Source organism: Lysinibacillus canaveralius, from assembly GCF_047301505.1.
Classification (GTDB): domain Bacteria; phylum Bacillota; class Bacilli; order Bacillales_A; family Planococcaceae; genus Lysinibacillus_B.
This window is the reverse complement of sequence record NZ_CP154840.1, coordinates 2,332,700-2,350,613: the sequence shown is the minus strand read 5'-3', so window position 1 is coordinate 2,350,613 and position 17,914 is coordinate 2,332,700. Positions and strand designations below refer to the sequence as shown.

Sequence of the window (17,914 nt, the reverse complement as noted above, 5' to 3'; positions counted from 1 at the left end):
AATGAAAATGAAAGAAATTACAACAATCAAAGTGCAAGAATATCTTGAATCCGGCGAGCAATTGCATCTTATTGATGTACGAGAAGCTGCAGAAGTACAGGAAGGTCATATTCCTGGGATCGTAAATATTCCGTTAGGTACATTGCCTGAGCGGTTGAATGAGTTAGATAAAAGCAAATCATACATCATGGTATGTCGTTCAGGAGCACGAAGCGGCCAAGCGACAGCTTTCCTTGAAGCTGAAGGATTTAATGCTGCAAACATGACAGGTGGAATGCTTGCTTGGGAAGGCGAAGTGAAATAAAAAATTTTTGATAAAAATAATACCTACGGGGGTTTTTGAATGATTAAATCAGATATCCAATTAGATGCAAAAGGTCTTGCTTGCCCAATGCCAATTGTCAGAACAAAAAAAGCAATGAATGATGTTGCCGAAGGCCAGGTATTAGAGATTCAGACTACTGATAAAGGATCAACAGCTGACTTAGCAGCTTGGGCAAAAACAGTGGGTCATCAATATATCGGTACAAAAGAAGAAGGCGGTGTACTTTACCACTATATCCGCAAATGTTCTGCAGAAAACAGTGATTTCATTGAAAAGGCATTTGAACAAACAATTTCAAACGAGGAAATTACTGCACGTAATGGTCTTATTCTAGACGTACGTGAAGCAGCTGAATATGCATTTGGTCATATTCCAGGTGCTAAATCAATTCCAATGGGTGAATTGGAAAAGCGTTTAGCTGATCTTGATAAAGAACAGGAAATTTACGTCATTTGTCGTACAGGTACACGCTCAGACTTGGCTGCACAAATGTTAGCCGAAAAAGGATTCACAAACGTGTATAATGTTCTGCCGGGCATGAGTGGCTGGAACGGAGAATTATCAAAAGAGATATAAGGAGGTAGTTTTTATGTCAAATAAAGTCGCAATTATTGCATCTACTGGAGGATTGTTTGATGCATACAAAGTATTCAATATTGCCACAGCAGCAGCTGCTTCTGAGAAGGAAGTCGCCATCTTCTTTACATTCGATGGATTGAATCTGATTCATAAACAAGCTATGTATAATTTAGAAATGCCTGCTGGCAAAGAACATTTTGCAGAAGGCTTCGAAAAAGCTCAAGTACCTAATATTCCTCAGCTTGTAGAAGTGGCAGGAGAACTAGGTGTTAAATTTATCGCTTGTCAAATGACAATGGATATCATGGGCCTCTCAAAAGAAGATTTTGTTACTGGTATCGAAGTAGGCGGAGCGGTTACATTTCTTGAATATGCAAAAGATGCATCACCTGCATTAACGTTCTAAAATTATTAATCTAATCAGTTATTGTTCACAACAAATCGTCTTTAAGAAAAAGTGTGCAGGGATTTAGTATTCCCTGCAAAAAAATTAATAAAATCAATACCTTAGGGGGTAATGGAATGACGGTTAATAAAATGACGGCCGCACAAGTGGCGCGAAAAGTAATTGAAAACAAAGAGTTATTCATTTTGGATGTACGTAATACGGATGCTTATGAAGACTGGAAAATAGAAGGGCACAAATTCGACTACTTAAACATTCCCTACTTTAATTTATTGGATGGTGTGGAAGAAATCATAGATAAAATACCTGCTGATAAAGAGGTTTTAGTTGTATGTGCCAAGGAGGGCTCTTCGCTCATGGTGGCAGAAATGATTTCCGATGCAGGGCGTGATGCGTTTTATCTAGAGGGCGGCATGAAGTCGTGGTCCATGTACCTTGAGCCTATTAAGGTTGGGGAGCTAGCTAATGGCGGTGAATTATATCAATTCGTAAGACTAGGTAAAGGCTGTTTGTCTTATATGGCCATCTCTGAAGGGGAAGCAGCTATCATAGATGCAGTACGGTTTACTGATGTGTTCACGAACTTTGCGGAAGAAAAAGGCGTGGAAATCAAACATGTATTTGATACACATTTACATGCAGATCACATTTCAGGCGGCCGACATATTGCAGAGCAAACTGGTGCAGCATATTATCTGCCGCCAAAAGACGCTGAAGAAGTGGTATATGAGTATACACCGCTTACAGAAGGCTTAACAGTTACACTTGGCGCATCCCAAATTGAGGTAGGGGCTCTATACTCTCCTGGTCACACAATTGGTTCAACATCATTTGTAATTGATTCACAATATTTGCTGACTGGGGACATTCTGTTTATCGATTCAATTGGGCGTCCCGACTTGGCAGGGCTTGCTGAAGACTGGGTTGGCGACTTACGGGAGACGCTTTACACTCGTTACCGTGAATTAGCAGAAGACTTAGTTGTCCTTCCAGCTCACTTCATGATTATAGAAGAGCTGAATGAAGATGGGACAGTAGCAAAACGTCTCGGTGATCTTTTTGCAGAAAATCACGGTTTAAATATAGAAGACGAGGCAGAGTTCCGTAAAACCGTGACAGATAATCTGCCGCCACAACCAAACGCGTATCAACAGATTCGGCAGGTGAATATGGGGAAAATTACGCCGGATAATGATGAATTAACGGAAATGGAAATTGGTCCGAACCGCTGTGCCGTCCGCTAAAAGTGAGCAGCCTCTGCCACGTCCTGTGGCAGAGGCTGTATGACCGCCGACATGGCTTTAAAATAAACGAGAAAAAGAGGGAACTACAATGAAGGTGACAAAAACATTAGACGCTAAAGGATTCGCATGTCCAATGCCAATCGTAAAAACTAAAAAAGCAATTGACTCAATTAACTCAGGTGAAGTTCTGGAAGTGTTTGTTACAGACAAGGGGGCATTAAATGATTTTGCCGCCTGGGCAAAAGCAGGAGGGCACACAATTTTAGAGCAAAAAGAAGCAGCAGGTGTACTTACTTTCTATATTCAAAAAGCATAGTCCACTGGATTGGCGAGTAGCAGCAACTACTCGCTTTTCTACTAGATACGACCATTGAGTGAGAACTCTTCGTTTATTTCATGAAATAACTCTCTCAAACAGAAAGAAGGAAAATAGATGGATTTGTCATTAACGTATATCATCGTCATCTTTGCACTTGGTTTCATAGGGTCCTTTTTATCAGGAATGCTGGGTGTCGGTGGTTCGATTATTAAATATCCTTTACTTTTATATATTCCGCCGTTATTTGGGCTTGCGGCATTCACAGCCCATGAAGTATCGGGAATTAGTGCCGTACAAGTATTGTTTGCCTCTATTGCAGGGGTATGGGCATACCGGAAAGGCGGGTATTTGAACAAGCAGCTCATTCTTTATATGGGGGGAGCCATTCTCGTTGGCAGCTTTATAGGAAGCTATGGATCAGGATTTTTATCGGAAGAAGCAGTCAATATTGTATACGGTTCGCTTGCATTAATCGCAGCAATTATGATGTTCATTCCGAAGCAAAAGGTCGATGATAAACCGCTGAGTGAAGTAACCTTCAATAAACTATTGGCTGCAGTCCTTGCTTTAATAGTCGGAATCGGATCGGGGATTGTAGGAGCTGCAGGAGGCTTCCTGCTTGTCCCGATTATGCTGACAGTGCTCCATATCCCAACACGTATGACAATTGCAACAAGTCTTGCCGTTACATTCATCTCTTCAATCGGTGGCAGCGTTGGAAAGCTTATAACTGGTCAGGTTGATTACTGGCCGGCGTTCATTATGATTATTGCAAGTTTACTGGCCGCTCCACTCGGCGCAAAAGCGGGTAAGGTATTAAATACAAAGATACTTCAAATTATATTAGCAGTTATGATTGCAGCTACGGCCGTTAAAATTTGGGTCGATATTTTATGGTAGGTGAGGAAAATGAAAATTGAAATCTTTTCAGACTTTGCATGTCCGTTTTGTTATATCGGAAAAAAGCGCTTGGAACAAGCAATTCATGAATCAGGATTAGAAAAAGAGATTCATATTGAATACAAGTCTTATCAATTAAATCCGAACTCTTCAAAAACAGAAACAAAGTCATTTTATGAAGGTATGATGGAGAACTATGAATCTACACGTGAAGAGATCGAAACGATGACTTCCTCTATTCAAGAGCGTGCGAACGAAGTAGGATTGATGTATGATTTTGAAAAAATGAAAATTGGAAATACAGAAAATGCCCACCGCTTATCTAAATGGGCGCGTAAATACGAAAAAGAAGCAGCTTTTATTGAGGCGATGATGAATGGGTATTTTACAAATGGTCTGAATGTAAATGATTCTTCTGCGCTTGTCCAGATAGCTAAATCAGTCGGCTTGCCTGGAGAGGAGGCGAAATCCGTAATAGAGAGCAACCGGTTTGCCGAAGACCTAGCAAAGGATCGATATGAAATACAGCAGCTGCAAGTACAAAGTGTGCCGTTCTTTGTATTCGAAAACAAATACGGCATTATCGGGGCTGAGCCTCTCGAAGTTTTTACTAGAACATTGAAGCAGGCAAAGGAAGCGGCAGATCAAAAGCTAAATATCGCAGGTGGCGATGATGTGTGCGGGCCGGATGGCTGTAAATTTTAGTAGCAGGAGGTCGGCAGATTGTGATTCTCCAGCTGTGCTTATCCGTTGTCTAGACGGGTACGTACAAAGCATCGTGGTTGAAAAATGCGGAATATTCCTTTGTCCAATTTTTTTACTTAGTATGTAAGTGGAAATGTAGAAAATAGTGACCGCATTGTACTTATGAACCCCGAATACCCCATGCTCTTTCCTAGGAATCACACTGTGGGAAATAGTGTAGAAATCAAGTTGAAAAGCGTGAGCCGGTTGTGACACAATATAGTTTTAGATAGAAAATAGGCAGGATGGGCAAGTTGCTTATCCTGCTTTTTGTAGGTGATGCAAATGGAATACTTCTCGATTAGTTCAATTAATATACCTATCTCCTGGATTGCTTTCTTCGCTGCCATTCTGTCCCTTGAATGGATTAGCAGAAAGCTTGGCGACTCCTGTAAGAAGAGTCTCGATACAATATTCTGGCTTTATATCGCCGTATGGAAGGGGAGTTATGTACTGCTCTTCTGGGACTCTTTTATACAGGCACCGATGTCTCTCCTCTATTTCGATGGCGGCATAAAAGGGCACCTCATCGCTGTACTTGTATTATGTATGTATATTTGGAAGAAACGGCAAAGCCTATCCATCTCTACAATGTGGCAACTATGGCTTCGTTTCCTTGCGATCTATCAAGTAGTATTTACTCTATTCACGCAGCAATGGTTACTCGCAGTATTATGGATTGCTTTACTTATAGCTGCGATGTGGAAAAATTATCAATCCATCTGGCTTTTTCACGTTCTTCTTCTTATATGGCAATATACATGGAATGATGGACTTCTCGTTACTTTTATTCTTTTCTTTTTATTAAAAATAATAATGGTCAATCAAGCACAACGAAAGCAGTTATTCGCACTCGGTCTTATAGCAGGATTAACAGGTGTGCTGCTTGGAGACGTAGAGTTCAATAGAAAAACGGAAGCGACTGAAAGAACTGAAATTTCACTGGAAACGAAAACAGGCGAAGTATATAACTTAAAAGAAAAAAGAAACAAAATCACCATCGTAAATTTCTTTGCGACGTGGTGTCCACCGTGCAAAGCAGAAATGCCGCACCTGCAATCCTTCGCTGAACGGTTGCCGGAACAGGTAGAGCTTATAGGCGTTAATCTAACTGCCAGGGATGATGGGGAAGCTGCACTTTCCCGGTTTATCAAAAAGTATCATGTAACTTATCCGATTCTTTTGGATGAAAAAGACCAGGTCGGAATAAATTTTGACATTCTATCAATTCCAACAACAGTCATACTAAATGAAAATGGGCAGGAGCTAGAACGCATAGTCGGTCCTGTCAGTGAGGCTGTTCTTTTTAAACTACTGGAAATCTATTTAGAAAAGAATACAGTACAATAACACGCTTATATTTAAAATTATTGTTATAATAGCATCATGGAAACAATATTATTTGAACTATTTGAAATAAACTTGCTAATTGCTATTCTAATTAGCATATTATTAAACATTTTCATTAGTATTGCCGGTGTGCTGCCAAGTACATTTATTACCGTTGTCAATTTAGGCACCTTTGGGTTTGCATTCGGTTTAATACTCTCTATCATAGGAGAAGCGATTGGGGCAATCGTCAGCTTTTATTTATACCGAAAAGGACTGCAAAAATGGAACATAACAAAAAAATTTACCCATCCATACTTTAAACAGTTGTTACAGTCGGAGGGAAGAAGTGCGATGCTGCTTATTTTTTCCCTTCGATTAATGCCTTTTATGCCGTCTGGAGCGGTTACATTTATCAGTGCTTGCTCTCGAGTAAAGGCAGTTCATTTTGCTATCGCCAGCACAATAGGCAAAATCCCTGCCTTGCTTTTGGAAGCATTCGTGATCTATGGTGTATTTCAGCTGGATACGCACATTCAGTTTCTATTATTTGCAGTTTTGGGATTGCTGCTCATTGTTGTCTGGCTCAGGCGCCGCTTTACTCAAGGAAAGATATAAAATGAAAATTAACACCGCGTATTGATCTTTAACATGTTCAACAATATGCGGTGTTTTTTAAGATGAAGGGCAGTTAATTAATTGTCTCGAATTCGAGATAAAATGCTTGTCTTCTCATCATTTGATTAGTAAAGTGGTATTCGAGAAGAGAATAATAAATAATACGGAACATAATATCGGGGGTTCACTCATTTGGCTGCGGCTCACTCACTTTACCCTTAAGAGTAACTTGCTAATTTAACAACTGCACAATGTAATATGTTAATTCAAATACACACTTATGAGTCGATAACACAAAGTGAGTTAGTTCGAAAAGTTACGGTAACACAGGATCGTACTTCTCGTACGCTCGCCCGAGAAAGGAAGCTTTTAAACCTTTCCCTTGAGTAGTTAATCTAATAAAAGGAGGAGAACTAAATGTATACAATTCCAGGGCATCATCATATCTCTATGATCACAAAGGATGCGAAGTATAATAACTATTTCTATCGAACAGTACTTGGGCTGCGTCGTGTTAAAAAAACAGTCAATCAAGACGACCCATCCATGTATCACTTATTTTATGGGGATAAAACAGGGAGTCCAGGTACTGAGCTATCGTTTTTCGAAATGCCGTATGTTGGACGTACCCACCGAGGTACAAATGCGATTACCCAAATCGGCTTACTTGTCCCGACAGAAGAAAGTTTAGTCTTCTGGAAAACACGGTTTGATGAATACGGTGTCCATCATAGTGAAGTTACAAATTACGCTAACCGCGCTGCACTTCATTTTGAAGATGATGAAGGATTACGCATGGTGCTCCTCGTATCGGACGGGAAAAAAGTAGGGCACTGGGAGACGTGGGAAAACTCTGACGTTCCTGTTGAACACCAAATTCAAGGGATGGGCAGCATAGAAATCACTGTCCGCAAGCCTGATAAATTAGCCAGAACCTTAACAGAGGTATTTGGCTATATAGAAGTTTTACGCACTACAGATGAAGCTATTTTCCAATCAGTCAAAGGGGAAGTATTCGGAGAAATTTTCGTGAAGTTTGCCGAAGGTCCGACTGAAAGACCCGGCCGCGGCAGCATTCATCATTTAGCAATTCGTGTAAAGGACGATGCGGAGCTTGCCTATTGGGACGAACAAGTAAGAGCAAGAGGATTCCAGTCATCCGGGATTGTTGACCGTTTTTATTTTAAGAGTTTATATTTCCGTGAATCAAATGGTATTCTATTTGAAATTGCGACAGACGGTCCTGGCTTTACGATTGACGGAAATATTGAGACTCTTGGCGATACATTAGATTTACCGCCATTTTTAGAGAGTCGCCGTCAAGAAATTGAGCAAAACCTAAAACCCATTGAGTAAAGTTAATTATTAAAAAGTGGCTGCCAATCCGTAAGTTTTTAGTGGCCGAGAATACTGTACTATTTAAATTAGATTCGACAACATGTTCATTATTTCTATATAGAAAATGGAGGCATGCCTTGAACGGGTATGCCTCCTCATTTTGGATTCAGTTATTTTCTTGCTTTCCGAAAGCCGTCAAATATATTAATAACCGCCGCTATTAAAAAGCCGCAAATGCTGCCCCCGATCATCCATAATTCTAATTTACTTACCGATACCTCGAATACACCCGATAATTCATCCATAAATGTAGAATTGAATAAATTTGGATTTTTAATAATCATAATAAATGCCACAGTCACTACAATTTGAAGCAGGGCATTAAACCATGCCATAGCTTTCGTCCATTGTCTTTCGATTAATTTATAAATAGACAAGGAAATTTCAAGACCAATGATCACTAGAATAATCGGCCAATATTGAAGAAGCACTGCTTCATCCATTGCAGGGGCAATAAATTCAAGGCCCTCAGGACCGTTTCTATAAATACCAAGAAGATGATCAGCATAGAAATAGACTGTTGCCCAAATCGCTGTCCAAATTAATCCACCGAATACTTCATACTTTGGAATCGCCTTTTGTTTCGGGATAAGCGGTGTATGTTTTAAGTCTTCTACTGTCCATTCAGTAAGGTGCGGGGTAAGGGGGTGAGAGTCATCTGACTTATAAACTCGTTCCATAATCGCGAAAACGACGGTTAGCCAGAAGAATACCTGCATGCCAACAACAATAATTCCCCATACTCCTTCAGCAATCAATAAGATAATCATATTTAAAACAGAAGTATCCCTGTCATATCCGATAATGTGTTCTGCTGCAAGTACAATAAGAGAAATAGTAGCTGCAATAGGCAGAATCATTTTTAGCAGTGAAATATATGCGTCAAAATAGCGGGGTCCAATCAAGTACCTCGAACGGTCTCGGTACCCTTCGGCAAGCGCTGCCGGACTGCCCATCTTTTCGAGCACTGTTTCAACGTTTTTATCAGTATAGCCCTCGGGCAGCATATCCTCGATCGTCGACTTTAATTCGAGCGCAATATCTTCTCTGTTTTTCTCAGGCAGCCTGCGTGTTACTTCCTGTATATATATATCAATTAGGTTCATGGTGCTCCTCCTCATTTAATACATTCATCAGCTTTTTCGAATTATCCAGCCATTCCTTCTTCAACAGCTCATAAATCGTTTTCCCTTCTTCACTTAGTACATAGTACTTTCTTGGCCTGCTATCGGAATTATCCCAGCTGCTTGTTACAAGCCCCTGCTTTTCTAACCTTCGTAGAAGAGGGTATAGCGTACTCTGGTCAATCATGACACCGGACTGTTCTAACAACTGTACGAGGGAATAACCATACCGTGGTATTTGCAGCTGACTTAACACTGCTAAGGTCAATGTCCCTCTTCTCAATTCAATTAATAAGGAATTTAATAACGTATTCATAATTCACCTCTACCCATACTATATGACATACACTGTATGACTTATACTATGCTTCATACACTATTTATGTGAGGGATTACCAAAAGTTAAGAAATTTTTTATTTTAAAATCCGTCTACAGTTTTATAGGGCGATTACATCAGCACTTATTCCGCTATCTAACCCTTCTTTACACCCCGATGTCTAACTTGAGAAGCTTGGACATAAAATAGCCATGTTTGAGTATAGATATATACCGTTTTTATCCTGCAATCATGGGTAATCGAATAAGAAAGCAGTTTATCGCTTTAGAAGAAACTTGAGAAAATAAGACAGCATTTGTTCATCTCGAAAGGTATCATCGATCCAAGTTCATGACATCATGCTGCAGCAAAAGGAAGTGAAATCATAATGGAAGAATGGATCAAGGATTTAATGAATAGCTGGGGGTATTTTGGTGTAGCTTTCTTAGTCGCGCTGGAAAATTTATTTCCTCCCATTCCATCAGAATTTATATTAACCTTTGGGGGATTCATGACGACCCGAACGAATATGACTGTCATTGGAGTCATTATTGCTTCGACGATTGGCTCTGTAGTAGGAGCTATCTGTCTTTACTTTCTAGGTAAGCTCGTCAGTCTTTCAGTACTCAAAAAAATGTTATCCGGAAAAACTGGTAAGGTCCTTCGCTTAAAGCCAAGAGACATTGACCGCTCGGTAGACTGGTTTCAAAGTCATGGATACATTACAGTATTCTTCTGTCGGTTTATACCTGTCATTCGCAGCTTGATTTCTATACCAGCCGGGGTAGCTAGAATGCCTCTTATTCCATTTCTAACGTATACCACTTTAGGAACTGTTCTATGGAATACAATTCTAATCGTTCTCGGCGCATGGGCAGGAGATAACTGGTCCCATATTTTAGATGTATTCAACCGTTATAAATATTACCTTTTCATTCCAGTCATTGTCTTTGGTAGTTATTTTTTTTATAAGTTTTATAAGAGAAGAAAATGAAGAGAATTTAACATATAACATAGGGAGAGGCCTGTATAGTAAACTCTAGATCACTTGGTTAAACCTTTGAGTGTGTCTAGAGTTTCTTGCATTTCTCTAAAAAGTTATCATAACAATTCAAATTGAGTTCTTTAGCAGTGGAGATTTTTGGAGCTAATTTGTAAGCTTGCCGGCAAATCAACGGAGTCACGTCTAGTCGTACTATTGCCGCTTATAAGAAGAAACCGTAATGATGAGTTTTGATCAAAACGGTTTCTTTTTGCTTAGTTAGAACATTTTATTACTTCAAGTGGTAAATGGATGTGTTGACAAATGCATATTACATTTTGACAAATTTACTTGTCAAAATGGATAAAGTAATTTACACTTAATGTAAGAGGTGAAGGAATTGAAAACAAGATTGAAGGAGCTTAGAGCACGGGAAGGAATGAATCAGACCGAGCTGGCGAAGCGAGCAAAGGTATCGCGTCAAACAGTCAGCCTGATTGAACGTGAGGAATTTGTACCTTCTCTGTTAATCGCTGTTCGAATGGCAAGAATCTTCAATGAGCCTATAGAAAGTATTTTTATTTTTGAGGAGGAGGAACTGAAATGAAACTGATTGCACAGGCACTAATGGGAGCGATAGTTGGATTTTTTGCTACGTTAGCCATTTTAAAGGGAGACATCGCGCTTTCGTTAGCCCGTTTTTCATTTGAATTGAATTTATTTTTATTAGTAGCAGGGGCATTACTTATTATCGGCTCAACTATATATTACTTCCAATTCAAACAAGCTGCACAGAAAGAGGTATCAGGCGAGGAGGAGGATGCACTAGATGACTGGAAATACAATAGATTCAGCGATATTTCAATGGCTATGCATGCTACATTAATCACGAATCTGTTATTCACGTGTACGAGTACACTTACTGAGCAGCCTCTTTGGATGATTTCGATAAGTGGATTGTTCCTTGTTATAAGCCTTGTGCTGTCATTTATCAAGCCAACACTTATAAGAATCATGTACCCGGAGCGTTCTTTTCCTTCTCCAAATGACAAGGACTATTCAAAGAAGCTGATGGAGATATCTGATGAGGGTGAAAGACATGTGATGCTGCAAGGTCTATACAAAAGCTTTAATTCAGTAAATTCGCTCTTGATGTTAGGTATACTGCTTTTGCTGTTTTATTCGCTCGCAAGCGGGGCATCTCAATTGTTTGGTATTACCGTGATTGCAGTGATTTTATTGTTTTCAAACATCCAGTATATTCTGAGCGTTAAGGGAAAATAGGTGTACTATTATCATTTAAAAAAATGGAGGAAAATACAATGGACATTAGTTTTTTCTGGTTTGCCATAGGGCTCGCCGCACTAGGCTATTTTATTGGAGATGGTTTAAAGAACATGCATGCTGGAACAAAGGGCAGCGGATATCGTACGCTCATTAAAGAGAGTGATTTACATTATTATGTCAACTTGAGCAGGGAAGAACTGGAGGAGCTAATTGAAAAGCATCCAGGTGCACCAAAAATTGAGCTCAAGGGAACAACTTACTACCCATACCAGCAATTTATGAACTGGCTCTCTTCTAATGAATTATACAAAAGTTAACTTAAAAGAAGCGGAGCAATTATAAGTATAATAGTTTAATTACGTGTTATAATACGATAGTACTTAGTCACTCATGCAATAAGAGGACTGCACAGCATAACATTAATTGTTATGCTGTGTTTTTTATTAGAGGAAGTTTCCTGTTTTTCCGTCTCTTTCAGCTAAAACTGTACCTCATGTTATAGCAATGGGTAAACATGACCCAAAGAAAGAAGACAAATGAGATAGCCGAATACAATTAACGCTGCATAAGGGGTCATCAATTTTGCCTAGAAGGTATGTAAAATTGTGATTAGAAAGCTATATTTATATAAAAATTTCATGCTGACAGTCATCTGCACAATATTAAACATTAAATTAGTGAACATAAAAAATGTAATATGATAGTAGATCACCCTTGAGGAATAACTCATATAACTGGTTTTTATAAGCAGAAGCTTTACAGCCTGGAGTAATAGTCATTTGTTGCTTAAAAGGCTATGCATCCTAATTTTAATCATGCTGGCATTGAAAGGATAATGGATGAACAGTTCACTCCGGCACGATTCCTTTTTTAAAAAAGTCGTCTAAGGAAGCAGCAACTTGGACTTTGCCATATTTTAAAATTTGTTCTGGATTATCACCTGCATCATGGAAAATTTGATAAACCGCTGATTGATTTGATTCAAAGTGAACAAAGTAAGGATCCCCAGAACCTATTGGATCCCCGCCAATACAAACATAGCCATGTTCCAAAATCGGAATGCCGGGATATGCCTTGAACGATTCATAAATCATATCTCTTGGCTGGTATATTTCCACATAGGCAATACCATCAAAATCTTCTTCAGGCTTGAATGCCTGCCAGCCTATCTCCATATGAATAAGCGGGACCTTAGCAATTAGACTTCCATACCAATCTGGTAATCTTTTTCCAAAATTTGTGTGCAGCAAAGCAATTTCTTCACTGGTAGCAGTTCGTCCTATGAGAGACTGCCCAAGCTTTTTTGCTCTCACTGTAAAGGCATTTGCCTCCTGAAAAATTGTTTTGATCATGTAAACCACCCCATTTTGTATTACCGGTCAAACAGAAAAGCCGGTTGTTTTCCTTTCAAACTCTATATAATCATCCCTTTATTTTATTTCTCTAAAAAATGGGTAATAACCTCTAAATAGTGCCTTCTTTCTTATAATTAAGGGAAAGACATTCAAAGAAGATACATGTTTAATGTTCGAGTTAATGAGGAATCTGAAATAGAAAGCAAGTAACATAAAAAAAACAGGAGGTAGTATATATGACTATTACAATGAGAGTAATCAGGAGAGGAAGAGTAGTAGAGGAAAAGATTTTCCCAGAAAAATCGATCGATCTTGTATTGAATTATTTCGGTGAAAACGATATGGCACCTGATATGACAAAGGATTATGAAAAATTGATTATGGCAAGTGCAGAAGAGGAAAATGCATATATTTGTATAGATGATACGGAAATGTCGGAACTAGATAATAACGATTTTGAAGCTAAATATACAGTAGACTATGAAGAAAAAATTGAGCATGAGCTATACCGAGTGCTGTCGAGTTAATACAGGCTCATAAGTGTCTTCCCATTCGCTAGCGGAATGAACACCGATCTCTAATAGAGATTGGTATTCAATTTAGCTTGTGAATGAAGAAACATGAGTTTTACTGGCTGATGGATTGCAGATGCCTTAAAAAAAGATCTTTTGTAATAACATTTAGGATACATTTGCTATGTGTTTCTGCCTCAATTTTTTCTAGCTCATCAGGAAATTTCGTCCCTACATCAATCAGCATATAAGGTAATTTTATCTGGGCTTTTTGAGAACGAAGATTATGTACCGCAGCACCTGCAAATACATATTCTAAACCCATCTCTTCAAAGGCGATTTTTAACATCATTTCCTTGGCTAGCTGGTTATATCCCATGCCCCAGTACGGCGCAGCGATCCACGTACCAATATGAGCAGTTTTACGATACGGGGATATAGATTTCAGCGTAATTACTCCAATTAATTGATCATCTTTATTAAGCATGACCCTGGAGAACTGTTTAAATTGCTTTTCTTCATGAAGAATAAAATCAATATATTCTTGTGTTCCTTGCAGGGAAACTTGCTTATCATTCAGCCCTAAAGCATCTTTCACCCGAGAGTCTGATGTAAGCCTAGCCATCTCTTCTGCATATTTTTGATCATGCTTGTCTAATTTTAGTTGAATCAAACGTTTTCCCCCTTTACACCTCTTGGTTCCGCAGTATAGCTGCTAATAGAAGGTTTAAGTATATACTGTTACTTTTCTCTATTCTATAATTTATTTAAATAATATATTTTTCAGAACCTACTTAAATAAATTTGAAAAATAATGCAGAGACTAGTGCTCACCTCACGATCTATAGTATAAGTACCCACAATTTAACTTCTTAACATTCTTCTAATAAAATTTTTTTACCGCTATGTAAAACACTGATTTCCAGAAAGAAATCAGTGTCGTGAACAATCTGTTTTTCTATGTTTAATGGAGAGTGTCATCTATAAAGCCAAAGAGCTTCTACTAAAAGAATGTACTTACTGGTTTCTGAATTAGAGGACTGGAATATATTTTCCTTACCATGTTTGTCTGAAATAGCCCCATATATAGTAGAAGGACCTAACGTTGATTTAGGACTAGCACTGACCCGTTACAAAAAGATACTATTACATAGCGCCTGTTAAAATTTAGAGGATCATTCTCCCTAACATTCGCTAAAGGTAGGGCAGCTTTTAGAAAAGCTTTGTCTAGTATATATTCTAAAGAGACTGAGGTTAGGAAGAATGCCGAGCGAAGTAATCATGTGCTTAAATTACTTTTTTAAAAATACTAGGTCTAAAATAAATAAGACTTCTATTGAATTATTATACTTTCCTCTGTATATTAATTATTACAGTTAACTACATAGGTGGTGAGGTTGGCCATATAGGTTGATTCTTGGCATAACTTTTATCACTAAGAGAGAAGGTTTTGAATGAAGAAATATAAAGGTGAATTGCTGATGCTCATCACGGCCATTATGTGGGGAAGTGGCTTTGTTGGGATGGCAATGGGCCTGGAGCATTGGACAGTTCTCCAATTGATGGCGCTCCGTTTTACGTTTGCTGCTATTTTATTAGCGCTTATTTTCCACAAAAAATTAAAGATGATCTCAAAGAGTGTTTTTTGGAAGGGCTCGATATTAGGAGCTATTTTATTTACGGCATTTGCCTTGCAGACACTAGGTCTTGAATACACGACTCCATCAAAAAATGCATTTTTAACCGCAATCAATGTAATCGTTGTACCGATTATTGCTTATGTTATTTATAAACGGCGGTTTGACCGCTTTGAAATTACTGCTGCTTTAATTGCAATTATTGGGATAGGTTTCTTATCACTCCAGGATTCCTTCACAATAAATGTAGGAGATATGCTATCCATACTTTGTGCAATTGCTTTTGCATTTGATATCTTTTATACGAATGTCTTTGTGAAAAAAGAAGATGCATTAGCGCTGACAATCGTACAATTTTTCGCTGCCTCCATTTTAAGCTGGATTGGTGTAGTTGGGCTTGGAGAAGTACCGACATCAGCAAGCACAGAAGGTATTCTAACAGTTGTCTATCTAGCGGTATTCTGTACGCTTGTTGCCTACGTATGCCAAAATATTGGGATGCAATATGCAGATCCGACGAAATCCGCCTTAATTCTTTCTACAGAATCTATCTTCGGAACATTATGTTCAGTCCTCATTTTAAATGAAATCTTGACGGGTAGAATGATTTTCGGCTGCTTCTTGATTTTCCTTGCTATTGTTATAGCCGAAGTAAAGCCCAGCTTTAAAAAATCTATTGCAAATGTTTGATTTAACGAGCTTTCCATTCTGTGGGAAGCTTTTTTACTTAAACCGTTACTTAATATTACTCAAATATACAATAGAGTACCATATAGACAATATATTAGATGGCAGTAATATTATCAAACACCGTTATCTCATCATTAACATAGAGGACAATTATTTCCGGCCCATTCTTAACCTTTCGTTCATAGACATATATTTGTACATCATTGTGAGCTTTATCCTCCTCTGCTTACTACTTACCTTGTGATAACGACCCACGGCAAACCTTTAATTGAATATTTTACCATATACTTTTATCGATAATGCACTTTAAAATTATCCAAAGAATCGATTGTCTACGATAGGTGCCAGTGAAGCAAAAAATGACTCGTATGATTAAAGCTAATTTCTCCATGCTAATTAAAAGGAGATGGAGTAGTTATGCGAAAAATTTTAGTGACAATAGGAGCTGTTCTTGCCGTAGGAGCAGCGATAACGTATATACCGACAATTATAAATGCTGAACAGCAGGAAACACCCGCACCTGCCTATGCAAAATGGGGAAGGGTAGCAATGGAGCATGCAAAATCTAAATATCCGAACGCATCCATTATCGATTATCTGCATATAGGCAGAGAAATGAACGATGAAAAGACAACTGAGACATTTAAACTTTGGTTAAAGGAAGGGGACCGTGAATTCGGCCTCTATTTACACATTACATTTTCAACTAAATCCGAGCAAATTCTTGAGGTAAAAGAGCAGGAAACGGATAAGTAATACTACAGATAATTTTCTTCTGCCTTCCGAGCAGCAGTATCTTTAAGGTATACAAAAATTCCATATATTGTATAATTTAAGAGTTGTAAATAAAAGGAGGGCAGCAGTGGAAGCAACGATACAATCTATCATAGCTAATTTAAATGACGTGCTGACAAATGAAAATTTTGTGGGGATTGGGTCTACCAGGAAAGCATTCAAATATAAACAGTTCGTCATAAAGAAATATGTACATGAAATAGGTTATCTCCAAACACAAAATGAAGCTGCAATTTATGAAATTCTACTTACAAGAGATTTGGCGGCTCATGTTGCACCAATATTATATGTTGACAAACACCTCATGATCCAGCCATTTTATGAGCAGTTGCCGCTTTGTAACAATAGCAGCTATGATTTAAATCTACAGGAGGAAAAGCGACTGACTGTAGATTTAAAAGAGGCGTTATCTATTATTGATCAGGAGCTTGACGGATTTGACTTTCGAGATAGCGGCAACTATGGACTTGATGATAAAGGAAATCTAATATTAATTGATTATGGGATGACAAAGACTTTGTATGAAAACAAATGGGTTCCCCTTGCAGAGGCTGGTATACTAGCTCAAATTGCGTTTGAAAGGTGCCCGTCGTGTGGCATCGAAAAGGAAATCCATACATATGGCAAGGAAGATCTAGATAGACGGTGTGTAGCCTGTGGAAAGGAGATAAGAGAGGAGAAGCAAGCAGCTTTCCAACCCCTTAACGTTGGAAGGCTGCTGTTTCGTTTAATAGGATGACCATTGCTGTCTCGTCACAAGCGAAAAATTTTGGACAGCCTAGGCAGTCTTTTCGAACCTTTTGGGGAATTGTCTCTTTTTGAATAACCTCAAAGCCGAGTTTAGAAAAGAAATCCACTTGATAGGTAAGGGAAATCATTCTACCAATACCCAGCTGTTCTGCATCATCAACAATTTTTTGAGTAATTTTCTTTCCGATTCCCTTTTTCATATGTTTGTCTGAAACGGCGAGGGATCGTATTTCGCTTAATGTTTCATCATAAATATACAAACTTCCGGCACCGATGACTTCATCATCCTCGACTGCAACATAAAAGCTTAAAAGATCTTCACATATAGAAGAATGTGACCGTATTAACACTAGCCCTTTCTTTGCGTTATGCTCAATCAAATTATAAATCCCCGGAACATCTGTTACCTTAGCTTTTCTAATCAACATTTTCAAAACACACCCTCATCATTTGTATATTTAAACAATTATATTTATAAATATAAAATATTATGTATTTCATTATTTGTCAATTTCGAATTTTATTAAATAGGATGATAGGCTTTACTTTCATGAAGCGGACAAGCAAAAGGGGTGTCTTGAAAAGAACATGCTTTTCATTATT

General features: G+C 38.4%; 23 protein-coding genes. 18 read left to right on the top strand and 5 right to left on the bottom strand.

What is annotated here, in order from left to right; all coding sequences use genetic code 11:
* Nucleotides 1-7 precede the first annotated feature (7 nt).
* The 10 genes from AA0Y26_RS11900 to AA0Y26_RS11855 all read left to right on the top strand — a co-directional run bounded on the left by AA0Y26_RS11900 (nt 8) and on the right by AA0Y26_RS11855 (nt 7,820).
* Nucleotides 8-304, top strand: coding sequence for a rhodanese-like domain-containing protein (locus AA0Y26_RS11900; protein WP_413361897.1), 297 nt, complete (start codon nt 8-10; stop codon nt 302-304).
* 39 nt (nt 305-343) lie between these two features.
* Entirely contained in the window at nt 344-901 is a 558-nt protein-coding gene (locus tag AA0Y26_RS11895; protein WP_413361895.1) for a sulfurtransferase TusA family protein, read from the top strand.
* Between the two features lie 13 nt (nt 902-914).
* Nucleotides 915-1,310: a DsrE/DsrF/DrsH-like family protein gene (locus tag AA0Y26_RS11890; RefSeq protein ID WP_413361893.1), complete on the top strand. Its 396-nt coding sequence runs from the start codon at nt 915-917 to the stop codon at nt 1,308-1,310.
* A gap of 116 nt (nt 1,311-1,426) precedes the next feature.
* The gene (locus tag AA0Y26_RS11885; RefSeq protein WP_413361891.1) at nt 1,427-2,554 is read left to right on the top strand and encodes an MBL fold metallo-hydrolase; all 1,128 of its coding nucleotides are present in this window, start codon (nt 1,427-1,429) and stop codon (nt 2,552-2,554) included.
* Between the two features lie 88 nt (nt 2,555-2,642).
* Nucleotides 2,643-2,870, top strand: a complete 228-nt coding sequence (locus AA0Y26_RS11880; RefSeq protein ID WP_413361889.1) for a sulfurtransferase TusA family protein — start codon at nt 2,643-2,645, stop codon at nt 2,868-2,870.
* A gap of 117 nt (nt 2,871-2,987) precedes the next feature.
* A complete protein-coding gene (locus tag AA0Y26_RS11875) occupies nt 2,988-3,773 on the top strand; it encodes a sulfite exporter TauE/SafE family protein (RefSeq protein WP_413361887.1) in 786 nt (261 codons plus the stop codon).
* A gap of 9 nt (nt 3,774-3,782) precedes the next feature.
* A complete protein-coding gene (locus AA0Y26_RS11870) occupies nt 3,783-4,478 on the top strand; it encodes a DsbA family protein (RefSeq protein WP_413361885.1) in 696 nt (231 codons plus the stop codon).
* Nucleotides 4,479-4,796: 318 nt separating this feature from the next.
* Nucleotides 4,797-5,867: a TlpA family protein disulfide reductase gene (locus AA0Y26_RS11865; RefSeq protein ID WP_413368181.1), complete on the top strand. Its 1,071-nt coding sequence runs from the start codon at nt 4,797-4,799 to the stop codon at nt 5,865-5,867.
* 36 nt (nt 5,868-5,903) lie between these two features.
* Nucleotides 5,904-6,464, top strand: a complete 561-nt coding sequence (locus AA0Y26_RS11860; RefSeq protein ID WP_413361883.1) for a TVP38/TMEM64 family protein — start codon at nt 5,904-5,906, stop codon at nt 6,462-6,464.
* A gap of 417 nt (nt 6,465-6,881) precedes the next feature.
* Nucleotides 6,882-7,820 carry a ring-cleaving dioxygenase gene (locus tag AA0Y26_RS11855; protein WP_413361881.1) on the top strand — a complete coding sequence of 313 codons (939 nt, stop codon included), beginning with the start codon at nt 6,882-6,884 and terminating at the stop codon, nt 7,818-7,820.
* Nucleotides 7,821-7,972: 152 nt separating this feature from the next.
* Here AA0Y26_RS11855 and AA0Y26_RS11850 read toward each other — a convergent pair whose 3' ends face one another.
* Nucleotides 7,973-8,968 carry an HAAS signaling domain-containing protein gene (locus tag AA0Y26_RS11850; protein WP_413361879.1) on the bottom strand — a complete coding sequence of 332 codons (996 nt, stop codon included), beginning with the start codon at nt 8,966-8,968 and terminating at the stop codon, nt 7,973-7,975.
* On the bottom strand, nt 8,955-9,302 hold the full coding sequence (locus tag AA0Y26_RS11845) for a PadR family transcriptional regulator (protein ID WP_413361877.1): 348 nt from the start codon (nt 9,300-9,302) through the stop codon (nt 8,955-8,957). Before AA0Y26_RS11845 ends, AA0Y26_RS11850 begins: the two co-directional genes overlap by 14 nt.
* A 389-nt stretch (nt 9,303-9,691) precedes the next feature.
* On the opposite strand from AA0Y26_RS11845, the gene AA0Y26_RS11840 reads away from it, so the two are divergent.
* From AA0Y26_RS11840 to AA0Y26_RS11825, 4 genes are all read left to right on the top strand, one after another.
* Nucleotides 9,692-10,297: a DedA family protein gene (locus AA0Y26_RS11840; protein WP_413361875.1), complete on the top strand. Its 606-nt coding sequence runs from the start codon at nt 9,692-9,694 to the stop codon at nt 10,295-10,297.
* 388 nt (nt 10,298-10,685) lie between these two features.
* Nucleotides 10,686-10,892: a helix-turn-helix transcriptional regulator gene (locus tag AA0Y26_RS11835; protein ID WP_413361873.1), complete on the top strand. Its 207-nt coding sequence runs from the start codon at nt 10,686-10,688 to the stop codon at nt 10,890-10,892.
* Nucleotides 10,889-11,569, top strand: a complete 681-nt coding sequence (locus AA0Y26_RS11830) for a DUF3169 family protein (protein ID WP_413361871.1) — start codon at nt 10,889-10,891, stop codon at nt 11,567-11,569. Before AA0Y26_RS11835 ends, AA0Y26_RS11830 begins: the two co-directional genes overlap by 4 nt.
* 38 nt (nt 11,570-11,607) lie before the next feature.
* Nucleotides 11,608-11,889: a DNA-binding protein gene (locus tag AA0Y26_RS11825; RefSeq protein WP_413361869.1), complete on the top strand. Its 282-nt coding sequence runs from the start codon at nt 11,608-11,610 to the stop codon at nt 11,887-11,889.
* A gap of 531 nt (nt 11,890-12,420) precedes the next feature.
* Here the strand turns inward: AA0Y26_RS11825 and AA0Y26_RS11820 are convergent.
* Nucleotides 12,421-12,924: a hypothetical protein gene (locus AA0Y26_RS11820; RefSeq protein ID WP_413361867.1), complete on the bottom strand. Its 504-nt coding sequence runs from the start codon at nt 12,922-12,924 to the stop codon at nt 12,421-12,423.
* A 239-nt stretch (nt 12,925-13,163) separates the two neighbouring features.
* Between AA0Y26_RS11820 and AA0Y26_RS11815 the strand changes: the two genes are divergently transcribed.
* Nucleotides 13,164-13,454 (top strand): hypothetical protein, encoded by a 291-nt coding sequence (locus tag AA0Y26_RS11815; protein WP_413361865.1) that lies wholly within the window; start codon nt 13,164-13,166, stop codon nt 13,452-13,454.
* 100 nt (nt 13,455-13,554) lie between these two features.
* Here the strand turns inward: AA0Y26_RS11815 and AA0Y26_RS11810 are convergent, their stop codons facing one another.
* Complete coding sequence (locus AA0Y26_RS11810) at nt 13,555-14,112, bottom strand: GNAT family N-acetyltransferase (protein WP_413361863.1); 558 nt, start codon at nt 14,110-14,112, stop codon at nt 13,555-13,557.
* 781 nt (nt 14,113-14,893) lie between these two features.
* On the opposite strand from AA0Y26_RS11810, the gene AA0Y26_RS11805 reads away from it, so the two are divergent.
* From AA0Y26_RS11805 to AA0Y26_RS11795, 3 genes are all read left to right on the top strand, one after another.
* A complete protein-coding gene (locus AA0Y26_RS11805; protein WP_413361861.1) occupies nt 14,894-15,766 on the top strand; it encodes a DMT family transporter in 873 nt (290 codons plus the stop codon).
* Nucleotides 15,767-16,183: 417 nt separating this feature from the next.
* Nucleotides 16,184-16,522 carry a DUF3889 domain-containing protein gene (locus tag AA0Y26_RS11800; protein ID WP_413361859.1) on the top strand — a complete coding sequence of 113 codons (339 nt, stop codon included), beginning with the start codon at nt 16,184-16,186 and terminating at the stop codon, nt 16,520-16,522.
* A gap of 106 nt (nt 16,523-16,628) precedes the next feature.
* Nucleotides 16,629-17,300: a protein kinase gene (locus AA0Y26_RS11795; RefSeq protein WP_413361857.1), complete on the top strand. Its 672-nt coding sequence runs from the start codon at nt 16,629-16,631 to the stop codon at nt 17,298-17,300.
* On the opposite strand, the gene AA0Y26_RS11790 is transcribed toward AA0Y26_RS11795, so the two are convergent.
* Nucleotides 17,263-17,739, bottom strand: coding sequence for an N-acetyltransferase (locus AA0Y26_RS11790; protein ID WP_413361855.1), 477 nt, complete (start codon nt 17,737-17,739; stop codon nt 17,263-17,265). The genes AA0Y26_RS11795 and AA0Y26_RS11790 overlap by 38 nt on opposite strands.
* Between the last annotated feature and the right edge of the window lie 175 nt (nt 17,740-17,914).